General features: G+C 42.3%; 22 protein-coding genes. 3 read left to right on the top strand and 19 right to left on the bottom strand.

Annotation, left to right across the window (positions count from 1 at the left end):
• Window positions 1–2: 2 nt before the first annotated feature.
• The 9 genes from MH215_RS00320 to MH215_RS00360 form a co-directional block, all read right to left on the bottom strand.
• Window positions 3–431 (bottom strand): chemotaxis protein CheW, encoded by a 429-nt coding sequence (locus MH215_RS00320; protein WP_239287012.1) that lies wholly within the window; start codon window positions 429–431, stop codon window positions 3–5.
• A gap of 23 nt (window positions 432–454) precedes the next feature.
• The gene (locus MH215_RS00325) at window positions 455–2044 is read right to left on the bottom strand and encodes a methyl-accepting chemotaxis protein (protein WP_239287013.1); all 1590 of its coding nucleotides are present in this window, start codon (window positions 2042–2044) and stop codon (window positions 455–457) included.
• Window positions 2045–2591: 547 nt separating this feature from the next.
• Window positions 2592–3290: a hypothetical protein gene (locus MH215_RS00330; RefSeq protein ID WP_239287014.1), complete on the bottom strand. Its 699-nt coding sequence runs from the start codon at window positions 3288–3290 to the stop codon at window positions 2592–2594.
• 223 nt (window positions 3291–3513) lie between these two features.
• Window positions 3514–4107 (bottom strand): cupin domain-containing protein, encoded by a 594-nt coding sequence (locus MH215_RS00335; protein WP_239287015.1) that lies wholly within the window; start codon window positions 4105–4107, stop codon window positions 3514–3516.
• Between the two features lie 205 nt (window positions 4108–4312).
• Window positions 4313–5386 (bottom strand): ankyrin repeat domain-containing protein, encoded by a 1074-nt coding sequence (locus MH215_RS00340; protein WP_239287016.1) that lies wholly within the window; start codon window positions 5384–5386, stop codon window positions 4313–4315.
• Between the two features lie 145 nt (window positions 5387–5531).
• Window positions 5532–6857: an MFS transporter gene (locus MH215_RS00345; protein ID WP_239287017.1), complete on the bottom strand. Its 1326-nt coding sequence runs from the start codon at window positions 6855–6857 to the stop codon at window positions 5532–5534.
• Between the two features lie 15 nt (window positions 6858–6872).
• Window positions 6873–7511, bottom strand: a complete 639-nt coding sequence (locus MH215_RS00350; protein ID WP_239287018.1) for a TetR/AcrR family transcriptional regulator — start codon at window positions 7509–7511, stop codon at window positions 6873–6875.
• Window positions 7512–7573: 62 nt separating this feature from the next.
• Window positions 7574–8338, bottom strand: a complete 765-nt coding sequence (locus MH215_RS00355) for an ABC transporter ATP-binding protein (protein WP_239287019.1) — start codon at window positions 8336–8338, stop codon at window positions 7574–7576.
• Window positions 8339–8349: 11 nt separating this feature from the next.
• Window positions 8350–10686, bottom strand: coding sequence for an ABC transporter permease (locus MH215_RS00360; protein WP_239287020.1), 2337 nt, complete (start codon window positions 10684–10686; stop codon window positions 8350–8352).
• A 342-nt stretch (window positions 10687–11028) separates the two neighbouring features.
• Between MH215_RS00360 and MH215_RS00365 the strand changes: the two genes are divergently transcribed.
• Window positions 11029–12048 carry a serine hydrolase domain-containing protein gene (locus MH215_RS00365; RefSeq protein ID WP_239287021.1) on the top strand — a complete coding sequence of 340 codons (1020 nt, stop codon included), beginning with the start codon at window positions 11029–11031 and terminating at the stop codon, window positions 12046–12048.
• Window positions 12049–12192: 144 nt separating this feature from the next.
• Here MH215_RS00365 and MH215_RS00370 read toward each other — a convergent pair whose 3' ends face one another.
• From MH215_RS00370 to MH215_RS00380, 3 genes are read right to left on the bottom strand one after another with little or no spacing between them, the layout of a single operon-like run.
• Entirely contained in the window at window positions 12193–13218 is a 1026-nt protein-coding gene (locus MH215_RS00370) for a serine hydrolase domain-containing protein (protein ID WP_239287022.1), read from the bottom strand.
• Window positions 13219–13268: 50 nt separating this feature from the next.
• Entirely contained in the window at window positions 13269–13724 is a 456-nt protein-coding gene (locus tag MH215_RS00375) for a DUF1361 domain-containing protein (protein ID WP_239287023.1), read from the bottom strand.
• Window positions 13688–13954 (bottom strand): hypothetical protein, encoded by a 267-nt coding sequence (locus MH215_RS00380; protein ID WP_239287024.1) that lies wholly within the window; start codon window positions 13952–13954, stop codon window positions 13688–13690. Before MH215_RS00380 ends, MH215_RS00375 begins: the two co-directional genes overlap by 37 nt.
• Window positions 13955–14092: 138 nt before the next feature.
• On the opposite strand from MH215_RS00380, the gene MH215_RS00385 reads away from it, so the two are divergent.
• Together MH215_RS00385 and MH215_RS00390 are read left to right on the top strand one after the other, a co-directional pair.
• Complete coding sequence (locus MH215_RS00385; protein ID WP_239287025.1) at window positions 14093–14734, top strand: spore coat protein; 642 nt, start codon at window positions 14093–14095, stop codon at window positions 14732–14734.
• A 270-nt stretch (window positions 14735–15004) separates the two neighbouring features.
• Window positions 15005–15967, top strand: coding sequence for a hypothetical protein (locus MH215_RS00390; RefSeq protein WP_239287026.1), 963 nt, complete (start codon window positions 15005–15007; stop codon window positions 15965–15967).
• 110 nt (window positions 15968–16077) lie between these two features.
• On the opposite strand, the gene MH215_RS00395 is transcribed toward MH215_RS00390, so the two are convergent.
• From MH215_RS00395 to MH215_RS00425, 7 genes are all read right to left on the bottom strand, one after another.
• On the bottom strand, window positions 16078–17013 hold the full coding sequence (locus tag MH215_RS00395) for a sigma-70 family RNA polymerase sigma factor (RefSeq protein ID WP_239287027.1): 936 nt from the start codon (window positions 17011–17013) through the stop codon (window positions 16078–16080).
• A 48-nt stretch (window positions 17014–17061) separates the two neighbouring features.
• A complete protein-coding gene (locus MH215_RS00400; protein ID WP_239287028.1) occupies window positions 17062–17508 on the bottom strand; it encodes a carboxymuconolactone decarboxylase family protein in 447 nt (148 codons plus the stop codon).
• Between the two features lie 84 nt (window positions 17509–17592).
• A complete protein-coding gene (locus tag MH215_RS00405; protein WP_239287029.1) occupies window positions 17593–17871 on the bottom strand; it encodes a DUF5643 domain-containing protein in 279 nt (92 codons plus the stop codon).
• Between the two features lie 48 nt (window positions 17872–17919).
• Window positions 17920–18792 (bottom strand): DUF4179 domain-containing protein, encoded by an 873-nt coding sequence (locus MH215_RS00410; RefSeq protein ID WP_239287030.1) that lies wholly within the window; start codon window positions 18790–18792, stop codon window positions 17920–17922.
• A complete protein-coding gene (locus MH215_RS00415) occupies window positions 18773–19336 on the bottom strand; it encodes an RNA polymerase sigma factor (protein ID WP_239287031.1) in 564 nt (187 codons plus the stop codon). Before MH215_RS00415 ends, MH215_RS00410 begins: the two co-directional genes overlap by 20 nt.
• A 135-nt stretch (window positions 19337–19471) precedes the next feature.
• Entirely contained in the window at window positions 19472–20248 is a 777-nt protein-coding gene (locus MH215_RS00420) for a cupin domain-containing protein (RefSeq protein WP_239288638.1), read from the bottom strand.
• Window positions 20249–20397: 149 nt separating this feature from the next.
• Window positions 20398–21480 (bottom strand): leucine-rich repeat domain-containing protein, encoded by a 1083-nt coding sequence (locus MH215_RS00425; RefSeq protein WP_239287032.1) that lies wholly within the window; start codon window positions 21478–21480, stop codon window positions 20398–20400.
• Between the last annotated feature and the right edge of the window lie 59 nt (window positions 21481–21539).

Consider the following 21539-nt stretch of genomic DNA (forward strand, 5'->3'; position numbering starts at 1 on the left):
CCCTATCCGCCCAATATTTCTTCTAATTTCAAAATGCCCACGAGTTGGTCTTCACGTTGCCCAACACCAAGAAAGACGGCTTCTCGGCTTCGGGCAGCATGTCCACTTGTCGGAGGATGAATCTCATTATACGTAGTTACTTTGTTGACTTTGTCTACGATAAGTCCCACATATTCATCCTGATAACGGACAACAATAATTCGTGTTGATCTTGTATCCGGCTCGTCAGGCATTCCTAACAGATTGCGTAAACTCACTACGCATACAACCTTGCCTCTAAGATTGACTACTCCTTTTACCTCCGGACGGCTATAAGGAATGTCGGTGATACTGAGCATTTTAATAATTTCATGAATCTCTTCGATTCGGATCGCGCAGGTTTCAGCCCCAACGGATAGTTCGATGTATTGCTCTTGCTGAAGTGAAGACATCTGGTCACCTCTGTTTGGTTTGATTATTGAGTCTTAAATGCAGATGCGGAATGAGCCAGCTCTTCAGCCAGGTGTGCTAGTGATTGACATGTTGCAGCCGTTTCTTCTGAAGCCGCAGCGGACTCTTCACTCGATGCCGAGATCGATTCAACAGAACTCATCACTTCTGCCGCCTGTGCCGCTTCCTCTTCGCATGCAGCTGCAATTTCGTTCACTTTGTGTGAAGAATTATTGACCATTTCAATAATTTGATCAAATGCCTGCCCTGTCATAGAGGACTGCTCTACGCTATCCGCTACAGCGCGTACACTCTGTCTTGTGTTTTCTTGCATCACTTTAATAATGTTCGTGATCTCTTTTGTTGCTTCGCCGCTTCGTTCTGCAAGTTTACGTACTTCATCGGCTACAACAGCAAACCCACGGCCTTGCTCCCCTGCCCGTGCCGCTTCAATAGCTGCGTTCAGCGCAAGTAGATTCGTCTGCTCTGCAATATCGTCGATTACTTCAATGATGTCACCAATTTTGCGAGAATCTTCTTCTAACTGTGACATTTTAACATTTACAGCCTGCATGCCTTCCAGTGAAGTTTGCACGACATGTCCACCTTCACGGGCTGTTTTCACGGTATCATTAGACAGCTCTGCTGCTTCTTCAGCACTTGCTGCAACAGAGTTAATAGCAAGCGAAAGTTCCTTGAACAGTTCAGAAATATTCGCTGCTTCGCTCGATTGACTTGTGCTTGTGCTTGCAATTTCTTGTGTACTTGCTGAGATTTGCTCGGATGATGCCGCAACACTTTGAGAGTTCATAACAATGCTGTCAATCAATGTTTTCAAATTATCGACCATACGATTCAGGGCTTGGGCTAGTTGACCTACTTCATCTCGGCTTGAAACATCTGACTTAAGGGTCAGATTACCGTTAGACACTTCCCTTGCCAATTCCACCATGGACAATAACGGTTTGGAAATGGAACGTGAAATAATGTATCCGATTAAAATACTAAACGTCACTGCCAGAACAACTAAAATGATTGTTACCATAAAGGAGGCGGAATAAGCCGCTTCTGATTTTGAATTCGCTTCTTCAGCTAGACTTATATTAATATTCATCAAATCTTGGAGTACTTGTACCACACCATCACCAGGAGGTTTTAAGGTTTCTCTTAGAAATCTTGTGAATTCAGCGTTGTTGTCACTTAAAGCTATCTGTGTTCCTTGGTCGAACAAGGTTAAATAATTAGGATACTGTGTATCAAAGTTTCGAAGTAGATCGCTTTCTTGTGAGGTAGTAACTAAAGCGCGGTAATTGTTGATGTGATCATCCAGCGTTTGACGAATTGAGGCGATGTTATCCATAATTCTTGTTTGTTCAGCATCAATTGATTCAGTGTTGAGGTCACGCACACCCACACGCATACGCTGATAATCTACTTGTGCTGCTGATAGTTCTTTTACAGACATAAGATTGTTATTATACATTTCTTGCATCCGTTCGTTCGTACTTCTCAATGTAATCACTGAATAAATCCCGAGTGCTGCCAAAATCATGGACACAATTAAGAATGCTGAAATAATCTTTGTTGCTGTTTTCAAATTACCGAACCACTTCATCTAATCTCCTCCTAGGCATCTTCGTGTCCAGTTATGTATTTATTTGCGTCTGTAACCCCTTCCCCCGGGCAACGCTCTAGACAACTTACGATTTATTTCGACATTACTATCAAAAATGTGAATAGAAGATTTGCATTTATTAAATATTTCACTAATACGAAAAAAATAAATGATTCTATAGCACCTTTCTTTTTGTAAAATAAAATCTAAATATTCATATTATTTGATGCTAATCGTTCGCGATTACGAAAATCTAAACAACTATTAAATTCATTAACATTTTTAATATATCTGTAATCCACTCTAATGTAAGGTATTTAGAATAACTTATACCAAGTACAAAGACCTACATACACTCAAAAAGCAAAACCTATGTGCAAATCAGCGGTTTTGCATTTCTGTGACTTTGGATTCAGGTTAAAATTTCAAATTACTTCCAATTGAGATTATATCTTCATAGATGACAAAAAAATCAAACTCTTCTAAAGAGTTTGATTCTCTGTTCTTATATGTTATGGGTATATATGAAATGAACTTAATTACTCAACTAAGATGAAGAGGACGAGGATTGTTCAAACAAATATTCCAGTTCTTTTAATCGGCTCTCGATTCGCTGTGGGATTAGTGTAAACAGCCTGTCCCATGACATGAATGTTTCCAGCTTCAATGGATATTCTTCAAACACCATGGTGGGTATAAACGATTTACTTAATAGATAATTCCGCACACGGGCATCGATCTCTGCATTCGTTTCAAAATAGTCCTGGAATAACTCATTGACTAACAAACCATCACACCCAGCCTTCGCTCCTGCTGCACTATATAAGTCTGGCAACAGCTCAAATACGACCGGTAAAGGTGAAAATGCATGCTTGCCCGGCTGTGAGTACAGAATCACCTGATTATCCACCATATTAATTCGATCCTTCAACATGCCTCGGAGTACTTTACCATGAAAACTGGCTTCACAATCCACGACTTCGCCATCATGACCAACATAGATCCATACATGCTCCATTTCATACAAATGTCCAATCTCATAATCCCACCAGATGGCATATTCAATAACGCATTGCACAGCCTCCACAGGAAAATCAATCTCTCTTCTAAATGATGGAGATGCCCCCGGACGTTCCAACACTGAAACCCCTACAAAGTCAGGATAAAACGGTTCATTCAGATCAAACATTAGAACTGGTGCATATTTCGCAGCGATTTCAAGCATTTCTGCCTCTTTCATTGCCATAGTTTAGCCCTCCACTTTCTATGTTGATTAAGTATATAATTGGACAACAAATGATATATGCAAACTATTTTAACAGAGAATTATGTACGTGTTAATGGATTTACTTAAGACCATGTATAGCGTTTCTGAACCAGCTCTACATGATAAAACTCAAGAAAAAGACCCGGTTCTGGAAGGTGCTCCAGCTCACGAGTCTATGTACTACGATGCAATTCTGTGAGAATTATGCTTTCGATGATTTGTCTGATTTTAATGTTTTGGATGGTTGACCAGTCTGATCGTAAGCCGGATCTACACAACCGATCGGTGGACCAAGGATTGCATCATTTTGAATGGAGGCGACAGCTTTGGCATAGGCTTCCTCGTCGATACAATACGCGCGATGCGCCACCTCAGGCGGTGTTGCTGCAAGGAAATCCGCACCAAGCACAATGTCAGGCGTTGGCACATCAAAAATAGTGAGCAAATGCACATCATCTGTATCTGCCACAAACCAGTGAAACCACCCTTTGGGAAAAATCGCCACTTGCCCGGGTGTTAGATGGTAACTGATTCGTTTACGGGTAAATGGGTCAAATACGGAGGTTGTTACCTCTCCGCTAATTAGCACAATCATCTCTGTTGTATTCGTGTGCCAGTGGGGCTGTACAATAATACCTTTGCTCATGTGTACGTTGAAGAAACCATTTTTGATGGTAGGTAGCTGTTCTCCAAACAACTGAGTTACATAATTTCGTGGATCCCGCTTGTAGTTCAATACGGCTGTAGAATCCCCTGCTAACTGTACGTTCGGGGCCTGTAATATAGGATCAATCATGCCGTTTCCTCCTTCTGCACATTCATCTCATTGTGTACTTTATGTTGCGTATAGCGATTTTAAAACCTATAAAAATGGAACTCATCCGATTTCCAAGTTCTAAATATTCAACCATTTGTAAATCGAAAAAAGTCTGGTTCATGGAACCAGACTTTTCTTAATCTCTTCGTCAGCGTAGTTGGAGCACGAAACATATTAGAATCGATCAGAGCTGATTCATGTAGTTCGCAATTGAAATTCCAGGATCAGCTAAAAATGCATCAAGCGCAGCAACATTCTCGTACTCTTGGTGTTCAATATCATAGAATCCAAGACACTTCTGGCTAGGATGCCATACCATCATTAAGTGCGAGTATTGATCCAATTCAGATGAGATCCGTAGCAGCTTCTGTCTACCCATTTTCATCTCAACCGTATCGACCAGATTAAATATTTCAACATATTGAACGTTGGACTCGTTCTCAGCAATTTCAATCCGCCGTGGTGCTTCGGATAGAAAAGTGATTAATTCCTTCGGCAACTTGTATGGCTTCAACGCCAACAATTTATTGCTGATGTCATGGAACTCCTTTGGTTCGAGAGATTTCAGATACTCGGCCATTTCTTCATTTTTTTGACTAAGCGCAATGGTGTATGCTCGTTCACCGTCCTTCTCCTGGATCGTAACATCCGCGCCCTGTTCTACCAAATATCGAACCATCTTCATGTTATTAGATCGTGCCGCTACCGTGAGAGGCGTCGCTTTGTACGGATAGACCATATCTGGCTCATTATAGTTGATGTCTACCCCTTCACGCAGCAAATACTCGAGGGTCTTCATATCGTGATCAGCTACCGCTTTGCGTAAGGTCTTCCCACCAAATTTGTGAATATCTAATCCAAGTTCATGAAGGAGGGGGATGTTCTTTTTGTTACCGTAATAAGCTTCATCATACGCGCTTGATTTTACACGGTTAAGTCCGTTTAATTTCGCACCATTCTCGTACAAATACCGAACCATCTCTTCCCCACAACATCTCACGGCCTTCAGTATCGCCGGATTATTTTTGGCATTCAGGTTAACACCATGCGAGACCAACAACCTGACCACTGCCGGCTGATTGCAGATTAGAGCGAAATCGATGGGTGTCATAGCGGTATATTGACTAAGTACAATCTCAGTTTCCAGATCCATGCCCTGCTTAATGAAATCTTCTACTGCAGCGGTATCTCCTTGGTAAATGGCCAAAGCTTGATCCGGCAATGTTTTGAACGTTCCTTGATTTCCGATTTTGAACACGGGTGTAACCTCCTACAAGCGAAGTGAAAATTTCCATAATCTCTCTCACAAGTTTATCACGTTATCTCTAGTGATTGAATGGTTACAACAAAACCAATTCAGTAGCTTGCCTTTTGAGCAAACCAATAATCCATCTACGATGTCTTCAATCCTGCATTAAACCTACAGGCTCCGCCGGTACCATCTCCATACCTTTCTCTAGGAGCTTAATCGGCTTTAACCGAGAAGTGATAGCGGCCATAATGACCACAAACACTCCCCCAATAATAAATAACAAAGCAATGCCTCTGCCAGGACCAACACCAATAATAGAACCTACGGTCGAAGAGAGAGCTCCCCCTTCAATAAGCAACGGGTTGAACACATGATCTGCCAGGAAACCCGCAAGACTATAAGAAACGATAAATCCGAGTTGCGATAGAATTCCGATAATGCCCCATACTCTGCCCTGCTTTTCATTAGCAATGTTATTACGCACCAGCACATCAGCACTCATATTGACAAAAGGAAGGGAAGCTAGGAATAAGAATCCGGCAAAGATAATAAAAGAAAGATTGGTGGATACACCCATGAGTGAAAAAGAAATACCAGACATAGCTAAGCCAACAACTAATACGCTGGCATATTTCTTCGTCATTGTAAAAATACCAATACACAGGCTACTAATCAGCATTCCGATTGCACTAATGGATTGGAACATTCCTAGCGTCCTTACATCCGAGAACGATAATATCATTGGTCCGATGAGTGTTTCCAAGAATCCAAGATAGAACGTAACAATCGAAATAATAATGACGAGCACCAGCACACCCTTGTTCGTGGTCACTTCGACCCAGCCTTCGATAAGATCTGTGAACCAAGGCTTCTTCTCCCTACCCGTTCGATCCACTCTGGCACTTCTGCGAATGACAAGTACCGCTAGAATGGCTATAAGGAAGGTTAACATATTAATGATTAAAATAACTTCAATCGAAGTGATGGTAAGTAAAATGCCTGCAATAATCGGTGATAACAAAAATTTGGAGGATTCAGCAAGCTGTAACAAGCCACTGCCTCTGGAAAATTGCTCTTTCGTCAACAGATCGGTAGCCGAAGCCTTATAAGCAGGACTTTGAATAGCGGAGAATACAGAACTGAATGCAACGCCAACATAAATGTGCCACAGCTCGATACTTCCTATTATGATCATAGATAGAATAAAGAGTATCCCTATCGCAGACCCTAAGTCTCCAATAATCATCATCGTGCGACGATCATAACGATCCGCAAGCACACCTCCGATTGGACGCAATACGATATTGGGTAAAAAGGTGAACAATGTAATTAGAGCTACCGCAGTCGCTGTACTCGTTTGTTCAAAAGCGTACACACCAAGCGAAAATGCCGTTAGACCAATGCCAATTGTCGAGATCAGCTGCCCATACCATACAATTAGAAATTTACCAAATGATTGATGTTCGGTGAGTTCCATAGGATTACTCCTCCACTATTTTGATTCATTCGGGCGATATCTCTCGATGATATACGAGAAACTTCCTTTTTCTGCACCAAGTGTGCATTCCAGAATATACATAAACGCTTCGACTTTGCGTTGCAGTTCCTCCTCTGTCCACTGAAATATGCCTTGATCCAATAAAAACTGTGAAGAGACCAGCAAAAATTCAACCACTTCTCTTGGCGCCTGTGTATGAAACACCCCTTCCCGAATGCCTTGTTCAATCACTTCTGTCAAGATCGGACTGAGCTGCAGAATCGTTTCCACTAGACTTTTCTGATGCATCTCTACGTTGTGGACTTGGTGTAATTCTTCGATGAATTGTTCCTTGTTGGCTACATCCTGTCCTTGAGCTGTAATAATGTTAAAAATCTTCGTATGTGCATCTAAAGAATCGTCTTCGGATATTCGCTTCGCTGCATTTACACCAACGGCGATAAAGCGCATCACAACGGCATTCATAACCTCTTCTTTGGATTGAAAATAATGATAAAACGTACCTTTGGCGATGTTCACCGCCTGTAAAATATCAATGATTGTTGTTTTGGTATAGCCTTTTGAAATAAATAAAGCCTCGGCTGCGTCCAATATTTCATTCCGACGTTCTTCAGGATTCTTAATGATCCTCACGTGCACAACCTCCAATTACAGTAGACCGACTGTCGGTCTATTGTAGTCATGTTTATGTTCATTTAGAACCCTTGTTCCGTGAGCCATTCAGACAGTACCGACTCTCTTGCTTTGATGTCCTGCTGCTTGTTATATTTTCCAATGTTACACTCAGCTACGAGTGTACCATCCAGCATAAATAATACTCTCTGGGATCTGACTGCTACCTTAACATCATGAGTCACAATTAAAATCGTTGTTCCCGCAGCATTAATATCGTCCAGGATATCCATGATCTCAGCAGTTGTCCTTGAGTTCAGCGCTCCTGTTGGCTCATCGCCAAACAAAATATCTGGATTGTTAATTAACGCTCGACAGATCGAGATACGCTGCAATTGTCCTCCCGAAGCCTGTGTAATATTATGACTAGCCAGCTCATCTACTCCCATTTGTTTCATTAATCTGAGCGCTCTAGCACGAATAACCTCTTTACTCCTGTTCTTAGCTAAATAAGCCGATAAGACAACATTGTCGAGCAAGTTCAAGTTTTTCAACAGATGACTATGCTGGAAAATGAATCCCATCTTATTTAACCGCAGCTTCGCTAATTTTTTCTCAGGTAACGCAGAGATTTTCTCTCCTGCAAAATAAACACTTCCTTCACTAACCTGATCCATACCGCTGATATTGTATAGAAGTGTAGATTTGCCAGAACCCGAAGGACCCATAATGGTGACAAACTCACCTTGTCTTACTTGCAGATTAATATCTTTAAGAATCTGGTGTTCCTCGTGCTGATGAACCATATGCGACTTATTCACATGTCTGGCTTCCAATATCACTGTCATATTCATTCTCCTTATTCAACAATCATTTGGACAATGCTGGCTTCTCGGATGGATTGAATACTGAGCAGAGCAGCTATGGTGATGGCACTCGCCAACAATAACGGACATAGGATGTACGCTTGCCATGGATTGATGACAAACTCAATATGGGAGGCTCCGAATGAGGACATAATGGCACTGATGATCCATGGCCCAGCCGTATTTGCTAGAACTGTTCCCGCAATTACGCCGATGCTTAATACGATGAGTGTAATCGTGACATATTTTAGTTTTATGTTAGAGAGAGCGAAGCCCAAGCTTCGTAAGATGGCAATATCTCCGTGATCCTTGGCAACAAGCATTCTGAGGAATAACGATGTAATGAGAATAGAGACCAACACAGACACAATAAGTCCAGCTATCGTCAGTCGTTTTAACTGATCAATGGTGCCACCAAGTGTTTGATGTAAATACCCCTGTAAATCGGTGACCTTTGCCGGTGCAAATGCCTGCTCATACGCAGCAATCTTATCCGTGATCTGACTTTCATCCTTTAGATCCAAATTAACCACATACCAGAGCACACGATCCTTGTCATACGGCAGTAGTGCTTTTGCGGTCTTCCCACCGTTCGTGACATCCTGATATACTCCGCTGACAATCACTGTTTTCTCCCGACCTTCTACTATAAGCACAAGAGGATCGCCTACCTTTTTGTCCATCTCACGACTGTTGGTATCAGATAACGCAATCTCATTATCAGTTTTGGGAGCCGAGCCACTTAGGTAAGACAAGGGAAAAATATTGAAGTCTCCTGTCTCGACGCTTAAATGGTCATAGCCTCCTTCATTGTTACGTACGTTGAATTGACTTGTTACAAGGGGTGAATATTGCAACACATCGTTGTCCGTCCGCACATGTTCGAGTAATTCCGTGTATCGCTGCTCTACATCTTCGGAATAACGCAGATCAATACGAATGTCACTCTGGCCGACACCCATATATGAAATAAAGCTAGGTGCCCGCAAGGTATTCAGGAAATTAACAGGGACAATAATGATTATTGTGCTAACTGTAAATACCAGCAATATCAGTTGGAACATCCGTTTACGCTGAATCACATCTTGTAACGCCAGGAAAATGGGAACAGAACGTGACCACCGGCTAGTAGATAAACTTAGCTTCATTGTGGAAATATTCATATCACCAAGGCTTCCTGACCGCAGCCCCTCAATCGCAGAGATCTGATTGAAACGACGGAGCACTAAGATGCAGCATCCTAGGACAATAGCAAAAATAGCAGCGACGGCGAATAAGGAAATTGCTTCATTCAACCATGTTGTGGGAGCTGTTCCCATGTACAGCATGATATTGGACGTGAACAGCCTATTCACAAATATCGAGGATAGGTAACCCACAATACATGCCAGACCCGCTATAACGACATATTTGCTTAAATATAACGTTCGAATATCACGTCCAGATATGCCGATCGCTTTCATAACGCTGATCTCCCGATAATCTTCTTCGATCGTAGCCAGCATCGTGAACCGTATACAACAGATTGCGATCACAATTAGAATTAAACTGACCATGATAATTACTGCTGCAACAACCCCGTCTGTCAGTGCATTCAGCAATTGAAACAAACTATAGGTGACTAGTGGCCCTGAATTGGGTAGACCTGCATGTTGATAAGTCTGAATGAATTCGTTCGTTTTACTCGGATCTAGAAGTCGAAATTCAATGAGAAACTCCGTCTCTCCAGTATTTTGTTGAAGCATTTGAAAGTCATGAGTGCTAATCACAAACCGTTTGGAATGAATTATTGAAGGATTCATCTGTGCATCTCGAACAAAATCTACGATTCGGAAGGATCGGTTGAACGTACCGTCTTGAATAACGACATGGTCTCCAAGTTGTAGCTGTTTCTCCTGTAGGTAATACACCGGGACCGCAATCTCCCCGTCATTCACCTGAACCTTTTCATTGTTCATATTAAGTAAATAATCAAAGTCCTTATTTTGAACAACAAAATCCATATCCATAATGCTGCCCTTCTCGGACTCTGCTCCAAAGTAAACATGGGAACCATCGATATTAATCATGTCTACAATCTGATATTGATCCACGAGTTCATTTGCTTGCGTCCACTCGTTAACCTTGTACCTGTCCAATTCCCCTGAATGCATCTGCACCACATGCGGAGTTTTGGATTGCGTAAATAGATGTTCAATTGAATGGGTTAACTCGATGATCATTCGGGTGCCGGAAGCGACTAATATGGCCGCCAATAGAACAAAAATAAATAAAGTCAGCGTAATTCCTTTTTTTCGTCTAAATTCATTTTGCAGCATCCGTGCTAGCATGATTGTTCATTTCTCCTTTGCCTGATTTCACGTAGATACTCGTTTGGGGCAGGATATGTAACTTCTACGTTTATTCGCTGAACCACCTCGTTCCATTTGTAGTTATTTTCCAGTGTATCAATAAGAAGGAGAATTGAAATCAGTCTCCAGTCCAGGTTGATGATCATGCCTGAGGATGGCGGAGCATTGATTCGTGGAGGATCAGCTGAAGTTTAATCTGATGATGCTATGCGTTGAAAAGGTCCTCCTTATTGAGCTTCGCTTCAATCCTATGCTAAGATAATGGACATTCCTATTCGATATCATTGATTATGACTAAAACCAAGCGATAGAGAGGACACTATGAATCTTTCATCTATACATGACATGTTACATTCAATCATTCCTGCACTAGACCTGAGAAGCTGTCTCGTCAGTGTACAGGGAGAATTGATCTATCAGCATTATCGTAACGAAGAAGCGAAGACGCGTAAGGCCAAAATTAATTCCTGCACAAAGAGTGTGCTCTCCGCACTCGTCTGCATGGCAATGGATCAAGGTAAGATTCCGGACGCATCAACCCCGCTCTCGTTTTTTTTCCCAGAAGTTCAGACTGACGCAGATGCCAGAAAACCACAGATCACGCTTGAGCAATTACTAACGATGACTGCTGGGTTCAACTGGGATGAGTTCGGAGGACAAAATTCGTTTCCACGTATGACACGAACGAATCATTGGGTTCATTTTGCATTGGAACAGACCTTAAGCCATACACCAGGTACACACATGGAATATAATTCTGGCGTATCCCAGATCTTATCAGCGATTCTAATGCAGCAAACCGGTATGAGCGTTAATACATTTGCAGAGAGTTATTTATTTGACCCACTGGAGATTACTGACTATGAATGGGAAAGTGATCCTCAAGGCGTGCACACCGGTGGCTTCGGTCTTAAAATGCTTCCCGTGGATTTACTTAAGTTCGGTCAATTGTTCCTGCAGAAAGGTCAGTGGAATGGGACAACCTTGATCACGCATGATCTAGTAAACCGCTCTACTACACCTGCGATCGCGGTCTCCCCTCCTAATCACGGATATTATGCCTGGCATTGGTGGGTAGATACCTGTTCGGCAGAGTCTGCTCGGTTCATCGAGGATGTGCTTCCTACAGACATACAATCAACGACAGCAATGGCTTCTTCAGACCTTACATCACCATCGTTGAACTACTATTACGCTCGAGGATTTGGCGGTCAATTCGTATATATCGTGCCTGAGCTTGAATTGGTTGTGGTGCTGACCAACGATAAACGCAAAAAGGAGAAACCTCCTTTGGATGTTTTTCCAAGGTTGATTGCTCCTCAATTGTTGCGTTATCTATAGAGACTGTTTCAAATGTTACTTACCATACCATACAAAGAACCCTCAATCTCGTTAGAAATGACCTACGGGTTGAGGGCTCTTCTGCTAAGTATGATATATATACGTTTTACAATTAAATGATTTCAGCTCCTATTATGCTCTCCATCAAACTAAAAGTGATTCTTCAATAGCGAGCGTGACTGGGTAGGGTCCCCACTCTTGATTTGATAATACAACGAGTTGAATGCCTTGTGCCGGGTACACAGAAGACATGAATGACACCCCGGGATCGAATCCCATGACATGATACTTGAAGATGTCTTCCCCTTTCTGATCAATCCAGATTCCCCGTCCGTAATATTCTTCATCCTCTTGATGCGAATACGGAATGAGAAGTTTCCGAGTACTCTCCTCCGTTAATAACTTGTATCCTAACAACGTATTCCAGAAATGAATCATATCCTGCGCTGTAACATACGCCCCGCCATCAGACCCACCTTGGATCGGGATCGAGAAAATGTTCGTATTCCACGTACCTTCTTCCTGATCAACATAACCAATCGCCGTGTTAGGAGGTAACTGATCCGTCCGAAAATAACCAGAATCCTTCATGCCGCTTGGTTTGAAAATATGTGACTCCACATATTTAGTGAAGGATTGTCCGGATTGTTGTTCAACAATGAGTCCTAGCACAATATAACCGGCATTATTATAGTGGAAGCGTTCGCCCGGTGCAGATTTCATCGCTAAGTTCTGGAACATTGGCAAAAAGTCACGTAATTGTTGCATCATATAGACCGGCCGTTCCTGCCATAGCTCCGCGAAATCCTCCATGACTTCTTCATCGAAGTAATCAGGAATGCCCGCAGTATGGGTCAATAACTGATGAACTGTAATCTCTTTATCCCACAAAGGAAATTCAATGTTAAGTATATCTACTAGTCGACTCTCGTAGGAGAATTTCCCCTGCTCGATTAACTGACATATACTTACCGCGGTAAAAACTTTACATCCAGAGGCGATTCCGAATCGAGTATCACTTGTATTCGAGATCTGTTCGCTACGATTGGCATATCCGCGAGCCTTCGAGAAGAGTGTTTTCCCGTTTTGCTGTAATAACACTACACCGGAAAAATCTTTTTCCTCCATGACTTCCTCTACCTTGCGTGCTACATCCGTTATACTAGTCATTTCATCATCCTCCAATCATTCTTTTCACACTCCAACTGCATCTCATTCATTCAACTACTCTGTCGTGTAGTTCTTGTGTTAATCAGATAATACAGTGTTGCATAGATGGTCAGAATAAACACGCCAAAGAACATACAGAAGGCTAGGGATGGACGGCTTACACTTTCTTGCATCAATGCGATGAGTGCGGAACGGTTCGTTAACGCATCCCAACTGTTTAATCTGTATACTCGTCCAAGGAGTACACCATAGCTTCCCAACGCACACCCTGCCAATACAAAGATCCAAGAAGCCATCCGCCCAACTCTCTTATAGATCACTTCCTGTAGCTGATACATGGAGAGGAATCCAAGCAATAGTCCAACCCAGACAAACATGAGCACCACAATCAAGTCGTACCAATACGTGAAGTTCAGACCATTACCACCATAATATCGCGAGCTTCGTGCCGTCAGGTGAACGAGGTCTGTTACGATATAGGATGAATTCGGGAAAATAACAGCCATAATAGACCACTTGCAATGGCAAGCCAGGTCGTACCTTTCCATTTCACATAGCTGAACACATATGCTACATAGGAGAAGATAAACGGAATCCAGCCCAAAAATAGATTCCAGATCAAAAACCGAAAATATCTCTGATCAAGCCAAGCTGCAGTAGCGTAATGCAAACCTACCGTCACAACAGTAACTATACTTAGATAAATAAATATTTTGATGTAGTTCAGTTCTCTCAATGATCTTCCTCCACTTGACATTCAACTAAAATTTCATAACTCTTCCAACAATGATTATGATTCCTCCTACAATACATAATTTGGATGGAAATAAACATAATAGAATCATACCATTTCCCAAAGGAGAATTAAATTCACATGAATCAAAATCAAATTAATCCTACAAATCATGCTAACCCAGGGTTTATCCCTCCATTGAACCATGGCGGACATGAATTGTTTGATGTGCATGAAGTGTTAACCTGTGCTATTAATGTTTTAGATCAGTACATGATCTTCAGAACATTTGTATTGGATACCGAATTGCTCGATATTTTGGATCGCCAGTACAACTTTATGTTGTCACAGTACAACTTGACCGCAGAATGCTTTGCTACAGGACACAAACCTTCCCAAGAGACAGCGACCTATATGATTCCTAATATGACTCCGCCTGTGTATGGACTTAAGCCGTCTGCACCGAAGAAACCCAGTCAGTCCCTCGCAGATGTGAAAGATGCTGGAATTAGTAGTCACATGTTAGGTCTAATTAAATCTCATGCTTCATTGCTGGCGATGTCTTCCTCTGAAATTACTAACCCAACGGTACGACGCGTAGTTGCATCTCAGGTACAGCAATTTGTTGAAATGGCTTATGAGATTTTTATGTATCAGAACCAACGTGGTTACTATCAAGTGCCACAACTTAATGCAAACGATACGCAGCAGATGCTTCAAACTTATGTACCTGCAAGTGGGGCTCCACAGATGCCTCGTAGTAACAACGCACCACTCCAATAAATAGATAAATAATTAAATAATCAAAAAATAATAGTACAAATAACGAAAGAGCAGTCCACACAACCTCTAAGGTTGTCCGAGGGCTGCTCTTTTGTCTCTTTTCAGAAACGAGATCGCAGGTATAAAGAGTACGCACTTGATTGGTTTACCAAAAACTGGTTTAATCAGAGAAAACCTTAAGCACTGCTTGAAGATTTGCTCCCCCTAAGGTTTCCATACACAAAAATCTTGTTATTCGTTTACACAATTTTCATCATCGGAGGTATTAGAATGAAATTAAACGCTTCAATTAAACTGGGTATTCTTGCGCTAACTTTAGGATGTACCACGGTGGGTGCAGTACTGTCTACTCCACAAGCCGCATGGGCAGCACCCGTCCCAGATTCCAAAGCAGTATACCATCAGTTCCAGAAGTATTGGAAAAATGCCGTGAAGTCATCAGCCAGTCTAATTCAGGCACGTAAATATCTGCTAAATCATGTACATGAGGTTAATACAAGGCAGGCTACCTTGATGACGATGCAACTGGAATCGGTTCAGAATATTAAATTGGCGGAAATCGATGAGAAAATATACACTGTGCCTGTGCAAACGGCTATCTCAGAAGCGCATGAAAATATAGGATATGATAAGAAACTGACTTACAGCAGCTTGCTCAAAGAGATCAAAGACCCAGCGACCCGTAAGTTATTACAGGAAGCTTCTGATCTCGGTTACAAACTCGAGACTAGTGAAGGCATTTATTATCCGATTATTAATTATGAAGCTTACAAAAAACTTCAACCTTACGTAACTTCCGACATCGCTGCATATATTAATATCATGGCTGCCGAATCGAATCAGGCTACCACCTCAGATGCTGCCCTCATCATCCCTTGGGGCGAACTCATCCAGCGCACATTAGCAATGGAGGCCTTTTTGAATTCATACCCACAATCCAGCCGCACGACAACGGTAGAGCAATTGTTATATTTCGACGTACACTATTTATTCTATGGAAGTGATAATACACCAGCTTACGACTGGTTCACGGAGGATGAGATCCGCACATTAATCCCCGAAGTGAAACAGGCATATGACAAAGCTTTGGCGAAACGGGAACCTAACGCTACTAGCGCGATACTCGATAGTTTAGAGCAGGTGCTGTCTCTTCTGGAACAACATAATGACAGGCTTACGCCTGACATCCAAGCTACGATAGAATCCATTCTGAATCGATATTCTCCAGATTAACTAGGCATGGTTTGATGTACAAAAAAAAGCGGCATAAACTCCACTCCAATGAGTAAGTTGCCGCTTTCTTCGAGTTCACATACGAACTTCCAAGGCAATATGCTACCATGCTATATTTCATGCACCTTCACAACAATCGACCTCAGCTTGTCCGGATTCACCATCAGGTACACTCCCCTAATCCGTTCTCCATTCGAGTCAAGCTCCAGACACAGCACTTCTGTTATTTGTCCATCGTCCAGTAAAGCTAACTGTAGCTCTCCATTTATTCGTGCGGGAACCCATTGTCGTGAACGTAAACGAGTCAGCACTCTGCGCGAAGTGAGCAGTGCCAGTACACCTTTGTAAACCTTCATCGATCTCATGACTGTATGCACACGTCCACCGCCATCCGCAGTAAACACAGGCTCTTCAGCGAGCATTTCCATCATTGCATGAACATCATAATTGAGAAAAGCAGTAGTAAAACGTGCAACCATCTGCTCTTGAGCCTTGTTCGTTGTCTGTACTCTCATCACAGAGGATAGATCCTGTGGTAAATTTCGCTTCGCACGGCTGAAAATCTGACGGCAGTTGCTTTCACTTTTACCAAGCCAATCTGCAATGGTCTGATAGTCGTACTGGAATGCCTCACGAAGTACAAAAACCGCACGCTCTATTGGCGAAAGACACTCTAACATAACGAGGTATGCGTATGAGATCATCTCTTTCTGCTCCACTGCCATTTCTAAGCCGGTTCCCAGATCCGAAAGTGGTTCGGGTAACCATTCTCCAATATAACTTTCGCGTTGATTGCGAGCAGAATTCAACACATTTAAGCTCCGATTCACCACGAGTTTGGCTATATACGACTTGGGATTATGAATTACCGCGGAAGGTTGACTTTGAAGGCCAGTGAAACAATCCTGCACAATGTCTTCGGCCTCAACAACACTGCCAAGCATACGATACGCGACTGCGAATGCATATGATTTGTAACGTGAATACAGTTCACCAACTTCCAGAGAGGACACTTCTGGTTCATTGGGGAGTGGATTGGAATTCATATGAACGGCCTCCTCTGGCGGATGGTTTCAATATTCAAGTATCTCGTTTTAATTAAAACATCCTGGGTACATTCCGGTTGTAATTGCAATTCGGTTCCAGCTATTAATTGTATTTATTGCCATGATGAGATCCACTAGTTCTGCTTCACTGAAGTGTTCTCGGACTTTATTAATCAGCTCTGTTGGCACACCTAGATGAGAAATCTCAGTCACCGTTTCAGCAAGCTCCAGCATAACACGTTCTTTTTCTGTAAACAAAGGCACTTCGCGCCATACACTTAAGAGCAGAATATGATCTGCATAATCCCCCAATTTTAACAGGTCTTTAGCGTGCATATCTAGGCAAAAGGAACAACCATTCATTTGAGACACTCGGATTTTTAGCAACTCGTATAAAACTTTGTCCTCTATTTGACCAGATACATACTGTTCAAGTGCCATCATCGCTTTATACGCACTTGGGTTCACTTTTCTATAGTTCAATCTTAATTCCATGTCATTCGCCTCCGTAAATTGGTGTACAACCTGAAGACAAATGAAGAGCTAAATCTGTGACAAGATTCTCATATTATTTTTATATTAAGGCTGAACCGGTATGGTCATCTCTAGATCTTGGATATACGTTTTATTCTCATATACCACTTTACCATCAGCCCCTTTGGACTCACCAACGATACTCCAATCAGCAGGTTTAACCGTGAAGGTATAGGGTTTGATCGTGATAAACTTCGGCAGACGTTCAAGGGCATCGTACAGCTCATTCACATGATATTGGGACTTAGGTATACTGTGGAAGAAACTCAACCTTTTCTGATTAATGATGTTACCTTCATCATCCACAAGGTCATAATACATCATCGTTGGTGCATACTCGCCCGATTGCTCCGCAGTTGCAGGTACTTCGCCCTAACTGTCGAGTACTAAACGCGTGGTAGCCGATGTAAACTCCAGGCTTGAGACTGTATAACTAAACTGCCCGTTTGATTGAGTTGCTTCTGGCTTGATTACTAGCAGATTTTTGTCAATTTCAACTGGAATTTTAAATTCAAATGGTTCGCTTATCTGAGTCACCGATGTTCTAATTGTCAATTCAAATGAGTCAGGTAGCGATAATCCTTTGGTATACTCAGCCATTAACACATTCGTACGAAATGGATCATCTCCGATCGAAGACTCGTCAAATTGGATTGGCTCGCCATTGATAAGAACAACTGGGGTCGCTACATAACCTCTCGTTTGTTGTTCGTTAGGAACTTGATGAGATTTAACCCACTCATTGTCATCGTTTATAGTTTGTGCATCCATCGGGATATAAGGTGAGAACACTTGAGCAGGCATCTGATCTCCCTTTCTCTCAATCGCAAATGATAACCGAGTGCCATCAAATAATAGGTCAGTTACTTGAAGAGTCACTCCATCGTGAGTCAAGCTTACATTAGGGCTGGTTACAACTCCCTGTTCCAGTGCTGTCTTCAATCCTTCCTCAGTCATGCCAGAAAATATACTGCCAACGAGTGGAATATGCTGTAACGTGGAAGCCATCACCGGAGATATGAATCCTGTTCCCGCAATTCCTGCTCCCAGTACAACCACGGTTGTTGCAGCAACAATCGTTTTTCTCATACATTTCACCCTCCATAGTTGTCTTTTCAATTCTCTTTCACCGATCCTGTTCATAATTCGATCACTCATGCTAGGTCCAGATACACCAGATTGCCGAATCCACTGTTCAAGTTCATTCAATTCATTGCGTTCCGTTTTATCTGATGAATGCGCCACTGGCTACCTCTCCCTTAGGCTCATGATCCAACAGCTTGTGTCTGAGCCGTTCATATTTTTTGCGAAGTGTTGCTGATTTGATATCCATAATGTCGCTGATTTCTTCGAAGCTATATTGCTCCACAGCGCGAAGTAATAAAATGTGCCGTTCTTCGGGTGTCAGATAAGTAAGCAGCTCATCAATCATGCTCGCATAATGCGAAACTTCAACAACCAATTCTTGCTCCTTGTGACGATGGATTAAATTCAACCAACGGCTCTGCTTTTTTTTAATATTCATGAGATGGTGATAAGCCAGCTTGTACAACCATGCAGAAAAAGTAGTTTGTTTTCGATATTGGTGCAGATGCTCATAAGCACGGATAAAAATTTCCTGCACCGCATCTTCGGTTTCCGCGTGATTTTTCAAAATATAGTAACAATACGTGTACATCGGTCGCTCGAATTGATGAATGATTATTTCATAGGCTTGCCGATCTCCAACCTTTACTGATTCAATCGCCAATTCTACCTTGGTTTGCTGGTCATTCACTACTCTTGCCAAAAAGCTCACCTCCTTGAACTACACTTATATAACAATCAATGCACGCACTTTTGTGACACAACTTGTCCAACATAAGTAACATTCACTTATCGAAACTAAGCGAATGTTACTTTGGTTCTCACTTCAGCTCTTACGTCAGTACCTCCAACCATTACCTATCAACTGCCGTTGCATCGTATATGGCGTATAGTTCGAAGTCGGCAACATATAAGACGCATGGGGCAGATGTTCATATGCTGGGTTCACAGCATCTCCGTACGAATGCTCTCCCTGAAGGGAAGTCTGTAATTGGACATAAGGCTGGACATTTACGTGGGGTGGGTTGTTTGGTTGGTTGTTCGGTTGGCATACAGGGTTGGAAGAGGTAGAGACATCACCTACGCAATCTGCGGGTGGGCCAATAAATACGGTCTTCTGGATTGGAGCCAAGGTTGCCTGGACTTGTGCCTCATCTAGACAATACGTATGAGCAAGTACACTCGGAGGTGTAAGGCGTAGAATATCTGAGCCAAAAATAGCTTCAGGCACAGGTGCATCAAAGATCGCCAGTAAGTGTGTATCATCTACAGTCGCAACTTCGTAGTGCCACCAGCCTTGCGGTACATTCGCCACTTGACCGGGAGTAATCGGAAAATTCAACAATTCGTTCGTAAATGGATTGATGAGGGAGACAACGGCTGCCCCGCGAATACAATAGACCAGTTCAGTTGCGTTCTGATGAATATGAGGCTCCACCACATTGCCCGTACTGAGAAAAATATCTAACAATGAGGTATTCCCGAGGGTATTTAACTGTTGAATGGAGAGGGAATTAATATAATTTTGTTCGTCTTTCTTAAATAGTAAATTTCGGTTTACATCATAAGTGAATTCAGTGTTCGGTGACGTGTAATCCATATTAGAGGTTGCCAACATTTAACGCCTGCCCTTCATTCTACGGTTAGGTGAAAACCTATACGCCAGCTTATGTCATCAGCCTATATTCGTGAGCCCAATTCTCTCCGTTGAATAGAAACGACAAAACCCTCTGAATAGAACACGTCTATCAGAGGGTAGTTATGTTACTCTATTTCTTCTTCTGTCAGCAGAGCTTCCTCACTCAGACCGAGAGAATGTCCACTCAAGCTCACATGTTCTAACCAGTGCATCCGAGACACAACGTCAGGGGTTCCTTCAATCAGACTATTGGTGATATTTAGCCACTTCAGCTTCTTGAGATTCTCAAGCTCTGGAGGCAGCTCCCGAATACCTGAATAACCTATGCTCAAACTCACTAACTCTGTCAGATTACCAATCTCAGCAGGTAAATGTCTTAGCTCCAGTTCATCCTTAGGCTTGGGCTTCCATCCAGGTTCGACATGAAATGCACTGCCACCATAAATGGTAAGCTCCTTGAGCTGAGTAAGCTTCCCAATATCTTGCGGGATGCCCTTCAGATCTGCCGTCATAATGGTCAACTTCTCTAGTGCGGTCAGTTCGAAGAATGCCGGGGGCAGCTCACTCACATGTTGTTCAAAAACTTCGAGTTCCTTCAATTGTCTGAGCTCACGAATGCGATCTGGAATTTCGGATAATAGATAACCGGTAATATTTAGACGATCCGTCTGGTGTTGAATGGCGTCATCTAGGAAGCAATCAAACTGCTCATGCCTTTGTAATTTGCAAAATAATCCAGGTATGCGCTCCATTAACTCGCTCGCTTCTTCCTCCGTAATTCCCATGCCATACATTCCCTCATGTGCTACGGTATAGAAGTAATCGCTACCATCTTCTTTAAGAAAACAGAGATCATCAGGTAATGACGGATACAACCAATCTCCAAATCGAGTAGCCTCTTGCTTAAGTACCTGCCCAGATTCTGGGGAGCATGAATATATGTAATAACTGCCGCTGGAGTACATCGCATGACTATCTATCTTACTATTGTGCATGGAACGCTCTCTTACCATGGCCTCATTCAATGTGAAAACTTCAATTAGATAGGGCTCCAATTGTTCTAAAACTTGAGCAACCCGTTTAGGAGGATCATCTATTGCATACCCTCGATCTACGATCAAGAAGCGATCGGTCTTCTCTATTAATTCATCAATGATTTGATCATAGGTAGTTTCTCTTGGATCGGTATATAGGGATACAGTTGTCATTCAATTCCTCCTCCATTTTTTTTGCTCGTACTGAAATTTATTTAGTGTCATGAGCATGC

It is taken from the genome of Paenibacillus sp. ACRSA (assembly GCF_022346845.1).
Classification (GTDB): Bacteria; Bacillota; Bacilli; order Paenibacillales; family Paenibacillaceae; genus Paenibacillus.